Raw genomic sequence first — 18279 nt, forward strand, 5'->3', positions numbered from 1 at the left:
TAAATGCTGAATATAATAACGCACCTTATACACGAATTGAAACTATTGTTATGAAGGCCTTTGAAGGCATGTTAAAGCCTGCAAAACCCAATTTAACTTCACCTATGAGCGAACGCGTTTATGAACTACGTAGCTATGAAAATGCAACGGAAAAGCTAGGTGATAATAAGGTTGAGATGATGAATGTTAGGGTGATAGATATTTTTACAGATTTAAATTTTAATGCAGTATTTTATGGTCAGGTAATTTCAGGTAGCACTATGCCTAATTTAATGTATATGACAACTTTTAATAATAAAGCTGACAGAGATGAGCATTGGAAAGCATTTTCTCCGGCATATGAACCTGTAAGCAAATTGCCACAATACCAAAATAATATTTCAAAAATTGTTACCTTGTTTTTATACCCAACAGATTATTCCGATTATTAATCGATCGTATAAAATAAAAGATCCTTGCATTGAACAATGCAAGGATCTTTTATTTTAAGTCAGTTCTTCTTTTTTCACCTCTTCCTTTTTCTTTTCCTTACTAATAATTAAGCGTAGCGTAGGATCATTTGTAGCGAAGGCAAAAAACCAGTTAAACATGAGGGTGAATTTATTTCTGAAGCTGGCAATAGGTATCAAGTGGATAAATAGCCATACCAACCAGGCAAAAAAGCCTTTGAAGAACCCTTTCGGTAAATCAACTACAGCTTTGTATTTTGCAATGATGGCCATACTTCCTTTATTATTGTAGCTAAAGGGCCGCAAAGGTTTATTTTCAACCATTCTTTTCAGGTTTTCTCCCAATAGGTCTCCCTGTTGAATAGCAACCTGCGCTAGTTGAGGATGGCCATTTGGATAGTGCTTATCAGATGTTTGATAGCAGATATCGCCAATTGCAAAGATATTCGGTGTTGAAAGAACCGTATTATACTCATCAACCAGTATTCTTCTGCCTCGACCAATTGATTCTGGAGGCAGACCTTTTACCTCGCAAGCTATAACGCCTGAAGTCCAGATCAGTGAATTTGTATGGATTGTTTCTCCATTGCTTAAAAATACCTTACCGTCTTTATAATCTTTTACCGGTGTGTTCAGCTTAATCTGAACACCTAATTTTGTTAAGACATTGGCAGCTTCATCTTGAGATTTTTTGCTCATCGGTCCCAATAGAGTTGGAGAGGCATCAATCAATATGATATTAAGACTTCGGTCGGTAATTTCAGGGTAATCTTTAGCTCCGATGCTGTGCACCATTTCTGCCAGCATTCCTGCAATTTCTACCCCTGTCGGACCGCCACCTGATATTACAATATTGAAATACTTTGTTTTTTCGAATTTGTTGACAGCACGTACCGCTTTCTCCATGTTCAATAAAAGATGATCGCGAAGTTTCAGAGCATCCCTAATAGTTTTCATAGGTAAAGCATTCTTCTTTACATTCTCAAGGCCAAAATAATTGGTCTCTGTACCTAAACTTAAAACCAGGTAGTCGTATGGAACAATCCCTGTGTCAGTTTCTATTGTATTCTCTTCCTGATTTACTTTAAGTAGTGAACCTATATGGAACCGAACGTTCTTTCTGTCTTGGAACATTCTTCGGAAAGGGTAACTTATATTAGAATTTTCAATAAATGCTGTAGAGACTTGATACAAAAGAGGTGGAAAGAAATGGTAATTGTTTTTATCGACTAAAGTCACATGAAACTGAGGATCATTTGTAAGCTTCTTGATAAGGTTTACACCTGCAAAACCTCCTCCAACAATGACTACTTTCTTTATATATTGTTCCATATCTAAATTAAAGATTTTTGTAAATTAAATGTTGTTGCTATACGAGAACTTCTCTTTCTCCAATTTGTTGTCGCCACATGGCATAGTAGAGCCCTTTTATGTCTAACAATTCAGTATGGCTTCCTGTTTCGATAATGTGGCCTTTCTCTAAAACATAGATTCGATCAGCATACATAATGGTAGATAGCCGATGTGCAATCATGACGGTTATATGTTGTCTTTCAGCTGTAATTCTTCTAATGGTATTGGATATTTCTTCTTCTGTAATAGAATCAAGTGCCGAAGTTGCTTCGTCAAAGATAATTAAATTAGGTTGCCTTAGCAAAGACCTTGCAATGGAAAGACGTTGTCTTTCACCGCCTGACAGCTTAAGCCCTCCTTCACCGATGACCGTTTCCAATCCATTTTCAGCACGTTGCAATATACTTTGGCCGGATGCTTTTCTTAAAGCTTCTAACATCATTTCTTCAGTAGCCTGTGGATTCACAAATAAGAGATTCTCTCTAATTGTTCCTGAAAATAGTTGGGTATCTTGAGTAACGAAGCCAATTTGATGCCTTAAGCCTTCAAAATCGACTTTGTTTTCACTAATATCATTATAGTAAATATTGCCTGCTGTTGGTGTATACAGACCTACCAGAAGTTTCACCAGCGTTGTTTTTCCGGCACCAGATGGACCAACGAATGCAATGGTTTCGCCACGTTCTACTTCAAAGGTTACATTTTCCAGCGCAGGTTGTTTTGCAATATGATGTTGGAATTTTACATTATTAAAACGAAGACTCGTGATGGAGTCAATCTTTTCTGGTATCAAAGGTTGATATTCAACCTTCTTTGAGAACAATGTTTCCAAGTTAAAGAGGGATGCTTCAGCCTCACGGTAAGACATAATGATATTTCCCAACTCTTGTAAGGGGCCAAAAATAAAGAAGGAATACATTTGCATCATCATGAGTTGGCCGACAGTTATTTGATCGTAAAAGACAAAGGAGATTAAGGCGAACATGATGACCTGTTGTAAGAAATTTACAAAGGTACCTTGAACGAAACTGATTGCTCGTATGCTTTTAACCTTTCGTAATTCTAGGTTAAGGATCTTCATGGTGGTGCCGTTGAGGCGGAGAATCTCTTGTTGGGTAAGGCCTAAACTTTTAACTAATTCTATATTACGTAAAGATTCTGTGGTTGAGCCTGCAAGGGAGGTTGTTTCTTTGGTAATATTTTTTTGGATAAACTTGATCTTTCTGCTTAAATAGCTCGTCAGAAATGCTAAGGCAAAGGTTCCTACTAAATAGATTAGGGGAAGTAAAGGACTTAAGCGAAATGCAACGATTGTTACGAATACGATCCCTACAATGGTTGCGAAGAGAACATTGACAAAGCCCGTTATAAAATTAGAACAGTCTTCCCGCGCCTTTTGCAGGATGGATAATGTTTCACCGCTTCGTTGGTCTTCAAAATCCTGATAGGGCAGGCGCATAGCATGTCGCAAGCCATCGGTATAGAGCTGTGCTCCAAACTTCTGGATAATAACGTTCACCACATAGTCTTGAAAGGCTTTGGCAATTCTTGAAACCATGGCAGCACCTATAATCATTAATAACCCTATGGCTACTCCTTTAAAGAATTCATTGTTAGTGCCCGCGGTTCTGAATTCTGCGGCCTTATTTGCAAAGGGGTCAATTAAGAAATTACCCAGAATGTATGGATTTAGCAGAGAAAATATCTGATTTATGGCTGCTAGAATGAGTGCTATAAAGATAAGTAGCTTATACTTACTTAAGTACTTGAGGAGTAGTTTCATGAATAGAGTCTTTGCCTACAGTGACGTTTTTTGCAAAGTTAGATTAATTTAAATAGATTAATTTATATTTGGATTATCAAAACCAAATATGTCACCTAAATTATAGAACGATGATTTTTAAAAACTTAATTTTGTATGCTGTGATTTCAGTCATATCCATTCCGGTTTTCGGGCAAGAAACTATTAATTTATATGACGGTGCTGTTCCTAATTCTAAGAAAAGTGAAGTCGTAGAGACTAAAACATTTGATGGGATTGAGCGGATCGCGGCTGTTACAGTTCCTCAAATCATTGCTTTTTTTCCTGATAAGAGTAAAAACACCGGTAAAGCAGCTATTATTTTTCCGGGAGGAGGCTATTCTATTTTAGCTATCGACCATGAAGGTTATGCTATCGCCAAACGCTTGAATGAAGAGGGTATCTCAGCTTTTGTTGTAAAATACAGACTTCCGAGTGATGTAACGATGGAAGATAAAAGCATCGGACCTTTGCAAGATGCGCAACGGGCTATACAGCTTGTTCGTGAGAGAGCTGCAGAGTGGGGCATTTCAAAAGATGAGATTGGGATTGTGGGATCTTCAGCAGGAGGGCACTTAGCGTCTACGCTTGGGACACATTATCAAAAAGCATTGATTCCTAATCCTAAAAACACAAGCTTACGTCCGGATTTTATGCTATTGCTTTATCCGGTAATAAGTATGAGTTCGGACATTACTCATAAGGGGTCTCAAGTAAATTTACTGGGACAGAATCCTTCTGCTAGTCAGCTTGATAACTATTCCAATGAGAAACAGGTAACGGATGATACGCCTCCAACATTTATGGTTCATGCAAAGGATGATAAAGTTGTGCCTATTGCAAATAGTGAGCGGTTTCGGGATGCGCTTATCAGCCATCATGTGCCTGTAAAGCTACTTGAATACGATGAAGGCGGACATGGTTTTGGACTGAACAACAGAACCACGGAAGATAAATGGTTCAATCATTTTATGGAATGGTTCAAAAATCTTGATTAACGTTTGTATGAATATTGATAATTTCTATCAATTCTATCATAAAAAAGAATGGTCTATTGATTTAATCAATAGACCATTCTTTTTTATGATACTTTTATTAAGAAGCGGGATCAGGAGTATAGCGTAAATATGGCTTTACTTCACGAACTCCCTTTGGAAATTTGTTAGTTGCATCTTCCGTTTTAATAGCGTTAGAAACAATAACATCGTCACCTGGTTTCCAGTCTGCTGGTGTAGCAACACTGTGGCTATCTGTTAACTGCATAGAATCTATTACTCTGATTATTTCAATAAAGTTCCGTCCTGTAGAAGCAGGATAAGTAAGCGTTAATCGAACTTTTTTATCTGGTGAAATAATGAATACGGATCTTACAGTATGAGTAGCTGATGCATTTGGGTGAATCATATCGTATAATTCTGCTACTTTATGGTCTTTGTCTGCAATAATAGGGAAATCAACATCAGTAACTTGTGTTTCATTGATATCCTTAACCCAACCCAAGTGATCTTCAACAGAGTCAACACTCACAGCTATTGCTTTGACATTTCTTTTCTTGAACTCGTTGGCTAGTTGTGCAGTTCTACCAAGTTCTGTAGTACAAACTGGCGTATAATCTGCAGGATGCGAGAATAGAACTCCCCAACTATCTCCAAGGAATTCATAAAAATCTATTTCACCAATTGTTGTAACGGCTTTAAAATTGGGAGCCGTATCCCCTAAGCGTAAACTCATAAACAATTATTTTTTAGATTAATGAATGAATATATTTTATAGACGATTAATTTTATAGACTATAAATTTTATCCAAAGATACAATAATTTTTATTTCTTATATATTCGTTTTTCCTCATGTTCAAATTGTAGATTATCGGGTTTCTGAAGATTTAAATAATAATCTTAAATATTGTATATTAGAGTTTACTTTAAAATATTAATCGTTATAGCTTTTTAGAGAATTATGGAAAAAAAAGATGACAGGTTAACTTCCACCAATGGAAGACCTATTGCGGATAATACGAATGTTCAGACCGCTGGGCCTAGAGGTCCTGTTTTATTGCAGGATGTTTGGTTTTTGGAAAAATTAGCTCATTTTGATCGTGAAGTGATTCCCGAACGAAGAATGCATGCGAAGGGATCCGGTGCTTATGGCACATTTACGGTTACACATGATATTACGAAGTATACCAAGGCTAATTTATTTTCACAGATTGGAAAGCAAACGGATATGTTTGTTCGCTTTTCTACGGTAGCAGGTGAACGCGGTGCCGCCGATGCTGAACGTGATATACGTGGTTTTGCTTTGAAATTCTATACCGAAGAAGGTAATTGGGATTTGGTAGGAAATAATACACCTGTATTCTTTTTTAAAGACCCTTTAAGATTTCCTGATCTGAATCATGCGGTAAAGCGCGATCCTAAGACAAACTTGCGAAGTGCGAATAATAATTGGGATTTCTGGACATCCATACCTGAGTCCTTGCATCAAGTGACTATTGTAATGAGCGATCGGGGTATTCCTAGGTCTATGCGACACATGCATGGTTTTGGAAGTCATACCTTTAGTATGCTGAATGCGAACAATGAACGTGTATGGGTTAAATTTCATTTTATTACGAAACAAGGAATAGAGAATTTCAGTGATCAGGAGGCTGCTGAGCTTGTAGGTTATGATCGTGAAAGTGCACAGCGCGACTTGTTTTATAGTATTGAGAAAGGTGAATTCCCGCGTTGGGAAATGAAGATACAGGTTATGACAACAGAGCAGGCTAAGGCTCATTATCATAATCCTTTTGATTTAACGAAGGTTTGGCCTAAGGGTGAATTCCCATTAATTGATGTTGGATTTTTTGAATTAAACAAGAATGCTGATAATTATTTTGCTGAGGTAGAGCAAGCAGCCTTTAATCCTGCAAATATTGTTGAGGGAATTGGTTTTTCGCCAGATAAAATGTTACAAGGACGTTTATTCTCCTATGGTGATGCACAGCGTTATCGTTTAGGGGTCAATCATAGTTCGATTCCGGTTAATCAGGCCAAATGTCCGGTAAATTCTTTCCATCGCGACGGAGCGATGCGTGTAGACGGAAATTATGGTGCGAAGACTCATTATCAACCAAATAGTTACGGTGCATGGAATGATACACCAAGTGCGAAAGAACCACCATTACCATTGGATGGAGATGCTGATAATTGGGATCATTACCAAGATGATAATGATCATTATACACAGCCTGGAAATCTATTCCGATTAATGACTCCGGAGAAACAACAATTGCTTTTTGATAATACAGCGAGAGCAATTGATGGAGCTGAAGAATTTATTAAGATTAAACATGCTCAAAATTGCTATATCGCTGATCCTGCTTATGGAGAAGGTGTTTCTAAAGCTATGAATATTGATATTGACAAGGTTGTAACCAGAGAATTATGCGATTGGTTTAGGGCTAATCCACGGTTCATGGTTAAGAAGCCTTAGCAGTAAAATGTTTTAATAAAAAAAGTAGTTGTTCTAAAAGAATGACTACTTTTTTTATGGAGATTGCTCTGTTTTTTTATTCTTTATTCGCATCTTTGAATATCTGACAAGAGAGTCTGATAAGTCTAATTAATATTAGAAAATGAAAATTGAAACTATTGCAATCCATGCAGGAAATCAGGTAGATGCCGCTACCGGGGCAGTTATTGAGCCCATCACATTATCAACAACATATGAAAGAGGAGAAGATGGAGGTTACCCGAGCGGGTATATGTACACGCGTATAGGGAATCCGAATCGTACTTCTTTAGAGAACGTTCTTTCTAAGCTAGAATGTGGGGTAGCAGCGAGTGCTTTTTCTTCTGGGAATGCAGCAGGTGCTGCAGTATTTCAAGCATTGTTGCCTGGAAGCCACGTCTTGGCTCCAACGGATATGTATCATGGTTTGCGTAATTTATTGAATGTAGTTTATAAGGGAATTCTGGAAATCGACTATGTTGATATGTCAGACCTTCAGGAAGTACGGAACTCAATCAAAGAAAACACTAAACTGATCTGGCTGGAAACGCCATCGAACCCTCTTTTAAAGATCACAGATATTCAGGCGATTACTAATATTTCAAAAGAACATCAAATAATTGTTTGTTGTGATAATACCTTTGCTACTCCCATCTTCCAGAATCCATTAAAACTTGGCGCAGACCTGGTTATGCACTCTACCACCAAATATTTGGGTGGCCATAGTGATACACTTGGTGGTGCTTTGATAAGCAAAGAAAAGAATGATTTCTGGGAACGGATTCTTAAGGTTCAAGAGCTATCCGGAGCTGTATTATCTCCTTTTGATTGTTATTTAACTGTAAGGGGAATAAAAACTCTTCCTTATCGTATGCGTGGTCATTTAGAAAATGCCAAACAGCTTGCTGCATTTCTGGAATCTCATTTACAGGTAGAGGAAGTATTCTATCCTGGCTTTGGTGGAATGTTATCGTTTTTGGTAAAGGGGGGAGAGGTTAAAGCGGCTAAAGTAGCTAATTCTACAAAAATATTTACGCAGGCTACCAGCCTTGGAGGTGTAGAAAGCCTGATTGAACACCGTGCTACTATTGAAGGTCCGAATACCAAGACGCCTAGAAATTTGTTAAGACTCTCGGTTGGTTTAGAAAATATAGAAGATTTAATTGAGGATATCAACTTAGCTATTAGCTAATATCCTCAATTAATTATAAGATACCTCGGGTGGTGTTATAGAGTTCATACCAATCTTGATGATCAAGATCGATATTAAAGGCATTGGCAATGTTTTTAATGCGCTTTTCGTCTGTTGTTCCGATTAATGGAAGAGCGCCGAGTTTGATTAACCACGCTGCTGCTACTGATTCTATGTCGGTATTATACTTTGAGCTTATTTCTTCCAGTTTCTCACGAACGCGGATAGCCTGGTCATCCTGACCGGTTGCAATTCTTCCATCAGCTAAAGGGGTAGAAGCTAACGGACGCATATAACGTTGTTTAATATAATCGACCTGTCCATTATCCATCGCTTGAACATTCAACAGGTTTAGTTCAATATGATTGGTTACAATAGGAGTGTTCAGATAAGTCGCCAGCAGCTGATGCTCAAATACAGAGAAATTAGCTACACCGATATTTTTAATCTTCCCTGATTTTTTAAGATTTTCCAGGGTTTGAGCGGTAGTCTCTAAGTCTGAAATAGGATCTAAGTGATCAAGTAAAAATATGTCGATATAGTCTGTCTTTAGCTTCTTCAGTGAGGACTCAACGCTTTTTATAATGTGGTCTCCTGATGTGTTATAATGTTTGATGCGTGTTTCAGGATCATTTGCATTCGGAGTTTTGAGTCCGCATTTTGTAAATAGAACAACGTCATCTCTTTTTATTGTTTTTTTATAAAGAAGATCTCCAAAGACCTCTTCACAGTGATAAGCGCCATAGCTGTCTCCATGATCGAAGGTATTGATTCCTAGATCAAGGCATAGGTTTACAATTTTTTCCATGGTAGAAGAAATATTTTCTACCTCATTCCACCTATAAAACCCGTAAATAGCTGGAGAAACCTTTGGTCCGGCATCACTCAAGTATATTTTCTTCATGATACAATTGTTATTAAATTATGGATCATTATATATTAACGATCCGTTAACGAAATTAATAAAATGTGCTCATGTTAAGGAATAAACTTGTGTTAATCGTTAAAAGATTTTAGAATAGTTGATGGATGCCTTGCCATTTTCTTCATGTATCCAAGCAACAAGTACCTGATCGTTTAGGGGTGTAATAACCGCGTGATGATCGGGATATTTCCCATCTGTTACTTTAACAGTCTCTGTCTTGTTTCCATTTTCAATAAGCTGAAGAACTATTTGTGCTTTACCCACTTCTGCCATAGCTGAATGATCCATCTTCATATCTGCAGTATCCATGTTCATATCCATGCTTGCATGTTGCATCTTCATGTTTGAATGTGAATTAGACGAATGCGCATCATTTCCTGACATTGTATGCGAAGTTTCTTCTGCATTTTCTTCATATACCACTGCCAGTTTATCTTTAGCGAAAGCAGTCATTTGCGGGTGTCTTCCTTTGATACTGAGTAAAGAGCGAGTCTTGAAATTCTCCGATAAGTTTGGAGAAGAAGTATAATATAGACCCGCGCCTCCTCCAGCGGTAAACCATACTGCATTTACCTGTTGGTTGATTACTGCAAGGCTTGGGCCGGTATGCGGACAGCCTTCAATCTGCCAGTTATCTTCACTAATTGGCTTTGTATTTGAAAAGGTTTTTCCATTGTCATCAGAAGCGAGATAAACCATATCTCTAACTTGTTTTCCAAACATCTTGCTTGGGAAAGCAAGACTTCTATAGGCGATATGGATATTGCCTAAATCATCAGAAAGGATATTTGTTCTACAGCATTCGCAAGTGTTCTTATCTAAAAGGGTATCCATTCCGAAGCTGGTACCCGTTGTTTTTGCGAAGAATAGGGCAGATCCTTCTTCAGATGTGCCAAATCGCCCATCTAACCAAACTGCTGCCAGTTCTCCATCTTTCAAGGTTGCTATATCAAAGAAGCTATGGCTTGTATTCTGCGAGGTATCTGAGTGGATGATTTTTTCTTCTGACCAGCTTTTACCATTATCTGTAGAAACACTGTAGTAAACTGCTCCAGCAAAAGAGTTTAAGGGACTCTCTATCCTTTTCCCGAAAATAGCGAAAATAGTACCATCAGCTTTAAAAGCAACCTTTCCCATGCTCTCTGGCGATGTACTTAAGTCGGCAGAAGTCGGGATGGTTATAACCTCGCCAAATGTATTATCGCTTTCATTATATATCGCATATTTTAATCGGTATACTGAATCAGAAGGATCTTTGGAAGTCCAGCACATCACTATATTCCCATTCTGATCTTTTGTAAGATAAGGGTTAATGGCATCGGCACTTTCATTATCTATGGCTTTTATATCCATACTTTTTTCTTTATTCTGCTCGCATGATGCAAGCAGAATAAGGAAAAAAGAAGCAACGATTAATTGAATTGTATGTTTCATTTTCATTATGATTTAATTCTTTTTTTACAATAGGTATTTTATACTAAGACCCGCATAACCGTTTCTTTCAGGAGAAGGGTTGTAGTAAGCAGGAGCAGCACCTCCAAAACCAGTTGCATTTAACGATAGAATAGAACTGTATTTTTTGTTTAATAGGTTATCTATCCCTCCATACACATCTACAACAAATGCCTTGTTTAGCTGTTTCTTGAATCCAATTTTTGTGTTTATAATGTGATAAGACGGATGATAATCTATGTTAGCGTCATTTAATGGAGTTTTATCATTGTAAAAATAACTACCATAAAAATACAATCCTAATTTTGTTTCCAAGTCTAATCCCGCCATAACAACCCAAGGTGCAATACCAGTAAGTTCGTTACCATCGTAATTTGCTATGATCTCATCACTAGCATTAAGCTTTTTGTAATCATCAAATTTGAAATCAGAATAGGTTATCGCTGTAAATGGGCGCAGGCTGGTAATGATGTTATTATTTTCCTCGTTTAAAAGCTGATAAGACAAAGCAAGCTCTACACCATTATGAATGGTTTTTCCAGAATTATTATAGATTGTAATGCCTTGTTGAACCGATTGAGCAATTAACTCACCTTTCATGTCCATTTTGAAGAGTGAGAGGTCATAGGCAAGTTTTGACTTTAAGAGATTACCCTTTGCATTTATTTCATAGTTTATGGCTTTCTCTGCTTGAATGGTAGAATTAATAAGACCATCGACGTCCTTTATTTCAGAACTTGAGGGAGGAGAGAAGCCTGAACTGACACTTCCATGCAAACTTAATACATCGCTAAATGTATGGCTTATCGCTATCCGTGGTGAGACTTGCGGATCGAATTTCTTAGAGCCACTTTGTGTGCTATTCAAATAGTTTTTAATGTTATAATTTAAGCTATTATAACTTAATCCAACTATAAAATCAGTGTTTTCGCTTAACTCTGTGATTGATTGATAGAACAAAGAAAAGTTATTGTTGTCATAATCAATGGTAGAGTTAATAGCACCTTCTTTGCCTTGATTGTTCACAAATTGAGACCCTTTAGTAATTCCATTATTGTATTCTGCCCCCAGAGTAAACTGCGTAGGAAGCACAGGAAAATCTGCTTTGTAAGTAAACCGGGTTCTTCCTCCGTAACTTTGATAATAATTTCGAAGATAAGCATAGGGTAGAGGATGATCAAGATCATAAAAATAGGTAAAAACGCTGCTGCTATTCGAGAATTGACTGTTGAATTGATAGCGTTGGCCCAAGCCAATCCTTGTCCAGTTCTGATATCTTCCAGCTTGTTTATCTAAATTTGAAGCATTTGCCTGAGTAGGGTCTGCATTAACCTGGTCTAGCGTCAAACCTCCCGGTATTTGTGAATGTTGAGTTGTCCGATTTAAAAGTACAGTTATAATACGCTTGTCGCTCGGGAAAAGTTGAAAGTTAGCGGTTATAAATCGGCGCATATCGCTACTGTGCTCTCTATAACCATCATATTCCTGCCATCCTACAGATACATAGCTGTTCATTTTATCACCACCATTTCGGTAAGTTGTCGCAAAACGGTGCAGATTGTATGAGCCCACTTGTCCGCTCATTTCAATACTTTGTTCTTGATATGGAGATCGTTGTAATTGAAAGTTGATAACACCACCTACTCCTGCCCCGTAAATGCTGGATGCCGGACCTTTAATTATCTCAGCTCGCCCGATACTATTTATATCCAAAGCTTCAATACGTGTTGTTCCATCCGCTTCCGTAACCGGAATTTCATTAACATATATTTTAATATTTCGAATCCCATAGCTTGCACGAACTCCATTTCCTCGAATAGAAATTCTAGCTTCAGAGAGCGTACTTTGCTCCATTTTGACACCTGGAATTGAATTTAGTGCCGGTTGTATAGAAAGGCCATTTCCTCTTTCTATGTTTTTTGTAGTAATTAATCCAATTGAACCTGCAGTTTCTTTATTGCTTCGGCCTTCATTGAATCCGGTTACTCTAACTTCACTTAAGTTAATAGCATCTTCCTCTAATTGAATATTGAGGTCTGTATTATTTTGATCGATTGTAACCCATTGAGTTTTGTATCCAAGCATAAGGACTTGAATAAGGCTATCGGCTGAATTTAAGTTAATACTGAAATAGCCACCCTGTTCTGATTGAGCAAGTAATGCATCAGCTTGATTTTTGATTGTGACTCCAACCAAAGGCTGTCGGGTTTGTGAGTCGTAAATATGTCCTGTAATGATTCCATCTTGTGCATTCGCTGAAATTGAAAGCACCACAAAAGTCATCAACAGATAATAGTATCTGAAAGATTTCATTAAATTTTATATAGCGGGATTATATCCCTAGCATGAGAGTATAGGCCATAGACTATCTATAAGATATAAGTCTTGTGACGTTGATTATAATGTGGATAAATGAAATTATCCTATTAAAATGCTAGGATTGATCTTGGGAGGGTGGAAAATTGTTGCTGGCTGTATAGGAAGGTCGAAAGGCATTTCTGTAGCAGTAAAGACTTTTACATACGTAAAGGGAGTTATTAAAACAACCTTTTGAGTAATGAAAGCTTCCTGGTAGTTACCTTTCTTTTGATCCTGCGTGTTATTTTTCTCCTTTTCCTGAGCCTGTTGAATCTTCTTTGCCAGATAACATTGTCCGTTACAATGTAATTCAGGCATGTCTATATTCTCACAAAGGGTAGTAGAAATATAATCACGATTAAGCTCGAAGCCAGCATAAATAAAGAACCTGCTAAAACTAGAGGTCATTAATGCGAAGATTAGCATAAAAGCTATTTGACTGCGAAACATGTAACAAATGTAAGACTAAAATGAATATGTGGATAATTAATTTAAGTTTTTTTGAAAGTTTTTAATAAGAAATGGGATTACACAGACAATTATGAATTAAACGTTCTTTTTCCACTCATTAACCTATCAACCGCTTCATCAAATGATCTGCAGGGGTTACTTCTCCAGAATTAATGAAGAATATTTCATCAGCATTTTCTATTGTATTTAATCGGTGGGCTATAATAACGCGAGTTGTACTTTCGGGTAATTTTTTAAGAATTTTTTCCAGTAATTGCTCTGTTACGGTGTCAATATTAGCTGTTGCTTCATCCAGGATCAGTATTTCTGGATTTCTTAAAACAGCACGCATAAATGCAATTACCTGCCTTTGACCCAAGCTGATGCTATCTCCACTTGAAAGAACTTTAGTTTCAAGGCCGCTTTCAAAAATTGCTAGTAATTCACCTAAGCCGGAGGTTCGGATTAATTCAGTTAGCTGTTCACTGTTATAATTCGAGTAAGTTTCGTTTCCGTAAAGAATATTATCTTGTATGGTTCCACTAAATAGAAAAGGCTCTTGGAGAATGAAACCAATCTTTTGTGAGCGATCTTTTGGTTTATAAGATCTAATATCTTTGCCTTCCAGCAGAACAATTCCTTCTGTAGGATCATATAAACGTGCCATCAGTGATGCAGTCGTAGTTTTACCTCCACCTGTCGGACCTACCAATGCATAGGTTTTACCACGTTCTAATTTTAGGTTGATATCATGTAATATTTTCTTCCCATTTGGATAGGCAAAAGAAACATTTCTAAATTCTAGCAAAGAGCTCGAGGACTCTTGAACGCTGTTCTCAGAAATAACCAAATTGCTTTCTAAAGAAAGTATTTGAGATATCCGATCCCAGCCCGCCATTGCTACTTGAAATGTAGACCAGAGCGTAGCGAGCTGCCTTAAAGGATTGTATAAATTGACAGCATAAGAGAGGTAACTCACCAATAAACCGATTGTAAATTCACCAATAGAAATCAAATAAATTCCATAGGCCAAAACAATTAATTGGGCAATACTTGAGAATAAACCATAAACAGGCAGGAAAATATTATTGGCTAATCCGGCTCCAACAGCTGCACTGTAGTTCTCCTGATTGCTTTCTTTAAACCGATTGCGGAAATAATCCCGGCGATTAAATGCAATGATAACTTTAAAGTTATTGAGACTTTCCTGTATTTCAGCACTCATACCCCCAATGCTTTTAAGTGTAGCCGCATTTTTTCTTTTTACCCATGGAGAAACAAGTTGAGTGAAAATTAATATCAATATTGCCGGTAAAAGTGTTGCCAGCCCAAGCTTGAAATTGATTGATAGTAAAAATATACTTGCGCCTGTCATCATCGCAATGCTGCTAATAAACTGCATGAGCGATTGCGAGAAAAACTGGTTTAGCTTGTCGGTATCATTATTAACACGTGAAATAAGATCGCCGGCTTTATTCTGATTAAAGAAAGCTACCGGTAACAATTGAAGCTTGTTGAATATAGCGTTTCGCAGCGTATATAATAACCGTTGTCCGATGCTACCCATTAGTGTGGTTTGCAGGTATTTGGTAAACAAGGCCCCGATGTACATAGCCAGTAAAACTCCTGAAAACACCAATACTCCATGGTAATCTTTTGTTACCACGTGTTTATCAATGGTATAACCTATTATAAAAGGAGCAAAGAGGTTAAGGCTGGCATCTGTCAGGATGGTGAAGAAGGCTATTATCAGATTCTTCTTTTCGTGAGCTATTAATTTTAAGAGGCTTTTTAACCCGGCATAAGTCGATTTCTTTTTCTCTTGTTCAAAAAGTTCGTTCAGATTATAATTCATAGTTGCTGGTGCTTTTTTGTGAATTAGAAATCTGTACGTATTCGGGGCTTGTAGTCATTAACTCCTGATGCGTACCCGTTGCAATTATTTCGCCTTCCATTAGTAAGATAATCTGATCGTATTTTTCTATGGATGAAATTTTCTGAGTTACCGATATCAAGGTTAAATCCGGGTAGTTGCTTTGGATATTTGATAGTATTTTGCTTTCAGTCTGATTGTCTACCCGCGCCGTAAAATCATCCAGCAATAATATTCTTGGATTTACAGCTAAGGCACGAGCCAGCATAATCCTTTGTTTCTGACCACCTGAAAGGCTTGATCCACGTTCAGAAACAATTGTATTTAATTTATCAGGCAGTGCGTCGATAAAATTATTTAATTCAGCTGTATCAATTGCCTTTTTTAAGGACTCATCCGTTACCTGATCGCTAAAAGCGATGTTTTCACGAATGCTCATATTGAAGATAATGCTATCTTGAAAAACGAAACCAACCTGACTGTGGAAAGCTTCGGAGTTATACTCGTCTATACGATGGTCGTCGAATTCGACCCTTCCAGAATCCGGTTGTATTAATCCCGTAAGCAGATAAAGCAACTGAGATTTCCCTGCTGCAGTCGGACCTATAACTGCAGTTTTAGATCCCGGTTTAATGGAGAACGAAACATTCTTCAATGCAGGTTTCTGGCCGTAGCTTACATTAATAGCATTCAACTCAATCTTACCCTTTAAAGTGCTGGTTATTGTACCGCTTTCTTCTAAGGGCTGAGCTTCAATAATATTACTAATACGTTCATACGAAGCACTAGCTTGTGCTATTACGTTGCTCATAAAACCGATAACGAGTATCGGAAAAATCAAAAGAGCCAGGTAGCTGTTAAAAGCAGCAAAATCTCCTAAACTCATATCGCCATTAATTACAAATTTACCTCCAAGCAATAGAATAGCCAGTCCTGCCAGGTTAGCTGTGAAAATAATTAAAGGAATCAGTCCGGCGAAGAGACGAAGAATTGCCAACCCGAAATCTTTAGCCTTTGTATTTGCTTCCAGAAACTTATCATACTCTAGCTGTTGAGAGTTAATTACCCGAATAATTGCTGAACCCAAGATACTTTCACTGATAACTTTGTTAAGCCAGTCGATCACTGCCCTGCTTTGAATAAATAATGTCCTTACCTTTCCGAGAACCAAATAGAAAGTAATTCCAAGAATGGGGATGATGGCGAGAACAACCAAAGCGAGTTTCCAGTCGATGGAAAGCAATAAAATACTTGCTCCAACAATAATAAACAAGGATGATGCGAGTGATACAATAGCCTGAGAAACAAATGTTTTAATTGAATCTACATCGGCAGTCAGATTAGTTAACAGTTTTGATGGATTTGCTGTTTCGATAAAAGCAAAGCTTTGTTCAGATATCCGATCAGAAAGCCTGGCTCGTAAATCTCGCGCTACCCGTTCAGAGGCATAGGTTTGAATAATGCTTTGTAAATAAGTGAGGATAAATACAATGATGATAATAATTGAGAACTGTATAATTAAGGATTGGAATACAAAGGTCCCGTTTTCATAATCATCTATGCCATCACCGATAATTTTAGGTATCCATAAATTAAGCACATTGCTAAGTAAAGAAAGCAATATCAGCAGAAAGATCATTCCTGAATAAGGCTTTAATAGCTTAAACATACTTGAATTACCTTTTTTCTTACTTCTTTCTTGCTCCATCTTATTAGTTCGGATGCTCTCTTTCAGACTTTCTTTCTGCTATTTTTGTTACAAATAGGATTACAAATATAAACGCATGTTTGCTTTTTTAAGGTTAATGCAATTTATTTTTTACTCAAAATATATTCCGGTTGCGCAAAACGAATGGATACTATTCATTCCCTTATTGTAAATCTGCTTCTTTATTGTACTTGCTTCTATATGCAAGAGGCGACATCCCGGTGATTTTTCTAAATACTTCACGAAATGCCTTAACATCAGAATAGCCTACACCATACATTACCTCATTAATGGTTTTACGCGTAGCTTCAAACGCTCTTTTTGCAGCTTCAATTTTAACTCTTTGAGAATACTCGATAGGGGTATTTCCAGTTGCTTTAATGAATCTTCTGTCAAAAGTTCGTCTGCCTATAGAGAGAGTAGCGCATAAATTCTCGATGGATATTCTTTCGTCCAATTTATTTTCAATGTATTCTTGTGCCTCTTTTACGATTTCATCTCCGTGTGATTTCTGACCTGTGAATATTGTAAATTCCGATTGATTATTCCTATCCATTTCTATCTGGAATACTTTGGAACAATAAATAGCTGTTTGCCTGTCGTAATATTTTTCTATCAGATAAATGATCAGATTTAGGAAAGAGTAGGCACCTCCGTTTGTATAGATTCCCTGCTCATCAGTAATCAAGCGATCAGCTTGTAAGTTAACTTTTGGAAACATTGTCCTAAAAGTATTCGCAGCCGCCCAATGTGTAGAGCAACTTTTTCCATTCAATATGCCTGAAGATGCAAGCATAAACGCACCAGTACATATACTTGCAATATCAGATCCGTTCTTATATTGCTTCTCCAGCCAATCAATCAAAGGACGGTTTTCTTTTACTGCCCTTTCATAATTGTGGTTTAAAGAAGGAATGATGATAAGATTGGTCTTAGTTATTGTAGAAATATCTTTTTCTGGTTTTACGGTAAATAAACCACCATAGAAATCTACCTCTTTGGAAATGCCGGCTAGCTGGATAGTAAATAATTCAGTTCCGTTCTTTTCTTTCCAATGATCGTTAGCTCTTGTAAATATTTTGTATGATCCTACAATGCTACTCAAATTGTTTTGTCCATTAGGGACAATTATTGTTAGATGCTTCATTTTTTTTTAATAAAGATAGAAATATATGGTGTCCAAATCAACCCATCATAAGGTCTGTTTAGCACCTTATGAGTCTAG

Annotated in this window: 14 protein-coding genes; 4 read left to right on the plus strand and 10 right to left on the minus strand. The window is 37.2% G+C overall.

Going from position 1 to position 18279, the window contains the following annotated elements:
• On the plus strand, positions 1–431 hold a 431-nt coding region (locus VL047_RS03805), incomplete at its 5' end, for an NIPSNAP family protein (protein WP_325358686.1).
• A 54-nt stretch (positions 432–485) separates the two neighbouring features.
• On the opposite strand, the gene VL047_RS03810 is transcribed toward VL047_RS03805, so the two are convergent.
• Together VL047_RS03810 and VL047_RS03815 are read right to left on the minus strand one after the other, a co-directional pair.
• Positions 486–1781 (minus strand): NAD(P)/FAD-dependent oxidoreductase, encoded by a 1296-nt coding sequence (locus VL047_RS03810; RefSeq protein WP_325358688.1) that lies wholly within the window; start codon positions 1779–1781, stop codon positions 486–488.
• Positions 1782–1818: 37 nt separating this feature from the next.
• Positions 1819–3585: an ABC transporter ATP-binding protein gene (locus tag VL047_RS03815; protein WP_325358690.1), complete on the minus strand. Its 1767-nt coding sequence runs from the start codon at positions 3583–3585 to the stop codon at positions 1819–1821.
• 110 nt (positions 3586–3695) lie between these two features.
• Here VL047_RS03815 and VL047_RS03820 point away from each other — a divergent pair, with 110 nt between their 5' ends.
• Complete coding sequence (locus VL047_RS03820) at positions 3696–4601, plus strand: alpha/beta hydrolase (RefSeq protein WP_325358692.1); 906 nt, start codon at positions 3696–3698, stop codon at positions 4599–4601.
• A gap of 97 nt (positions 4602–4698) precedes the next feature.
• On the opposite strand, the gene VL047_RS03825 is transcribed toward VL047_RS03820, so the two are convergent.
• Positions 4699–5334 (minus strand): peroxiredoxin, encoded by a 636-nt coding sequence (locus VL047_RS03825; protein WP_325358694.1) that lies wholly within the window; start codon positions 5332–5334, stop codon positions 4699–4701.
• A gap of 226 nt (positions 5335–5560) precedes the next feature.
• On the opposite strand from VL047_RS03825, the gene VL047_RS03830 reads away from it, so the two are divergent.
• Positions 5561–7078 (plus strand): catalase, encoded by a 1518-nt coding sequence (locus tag VL047_RS03830; RefSeq protein WP_325358696.1) that lies wholly within the window; start codon positions 5561–5563, stop codon positions 7076–7078.
• A 142-nt stretch (positions 7079–7220) separates the two neighbouring features.
• The gene (locus VL047_RS03835; protein WP_325358698.1) at positions 7221–8288 is read left to right on the plus strand and encodes a trans-sulfuration enzyme family protein; all 1068 of its coding nucleotides are present in this window, start codon (positions 7221–7223) and stop codon (positions 8286–8288) included.
• Positions 8289–8301: 13 nt separating this feature from the next.
• Here the strand turns inward: VL047_RS03835 and VL047_RS03840 are convergent, their stop codons facing one another.
• From VL047_RS03840 to VL047_RS03870, 7 genes are all read right to left on the minus strand, one after another.
• Positions 8302–9192: an aldo/keto reductase gene (locus tag VL047_RS03840; protein WP_325358700.1), complete on the minus strand. Its 891-nt coding sequence runs from the start codon at positions 9190–9192 to the stop codon at positions 8302–8304.
• 99 nt (positions 9193–9291) lie between these two features.
• Positions 9292–10647, minus strand: a complete 1356-nt coding sequence (locus VL047_RS03845) for a sialidase family protein (RefSeq protein ID WP_325358702.1) — start codon at positions 10645–10647, stop codon at positions 9292–9294.
• Between the two features lie 24 nt (positions 10648–10671).
• Positions 10672–12978, minus strand: coding sequence for a TonB-dependent receptor domain-containing protein (locus tag VL047_RS03850; protein ID WP_325358704.1), 2307 nt, complete (start codon positions 12976–12978; stop codon positions 10672–10674).
• 105 nt (positions 12979–13083) lie between these two features.
• On the minus strand, positions 13084–13473 hold the full coding sequence (locus VL047_RS03855; protein ID WP_325358706.1) for a hypothetical protein: 390 nt from the start codon (positions 13471–13473) through the stop codon (positions 13084–13086).
• Between the two features lie 118 nt (positions 13474–13591).
• Complete coding sequence (locus VL047_RS03860) at positions 13592–15328, minus strand: ABC transporter ATP-binding protein (protein ID WP_325358708.1); 1737 nt, start codon at positions 15326–15328, stop codon at positions 13592–13594.
• Positions 15318–17054, minus strand: a complete 1737-nt coding sequence (locus VL047_RS03865; protein ID WP_325358710.1) for an ABC transporter ATP-binding protein — start codon at positions 17052–17054, stop codon at positions 15318–15320. The genes VL047_RS03860 and VL047_RS03865 overlap by 11 nt, the downstream gene beginning before the upstream one ends.
• A gap of 163 nt (positions 17055–17217) precedes the next feature.
• Entirely contained in the window at positions 17218–18201 is a 984-nt protein-coding gene (locus VL047_RS03870; RefSeq protein ID WP_325358712.1) for a GlxA family transcriptional regulator, read from the minus strand.
• Between the last annotated feature and the right edge of the window lie 78 nt (positions 18202–18279).

The organism is Albibacterium sp., assembly GCF_035514885.1.
GTDB lineage: Bacteria > Bacteroidota > Bacteroidia > Sphingobacteriales > Sphingobacteriaceae > Albibacterium.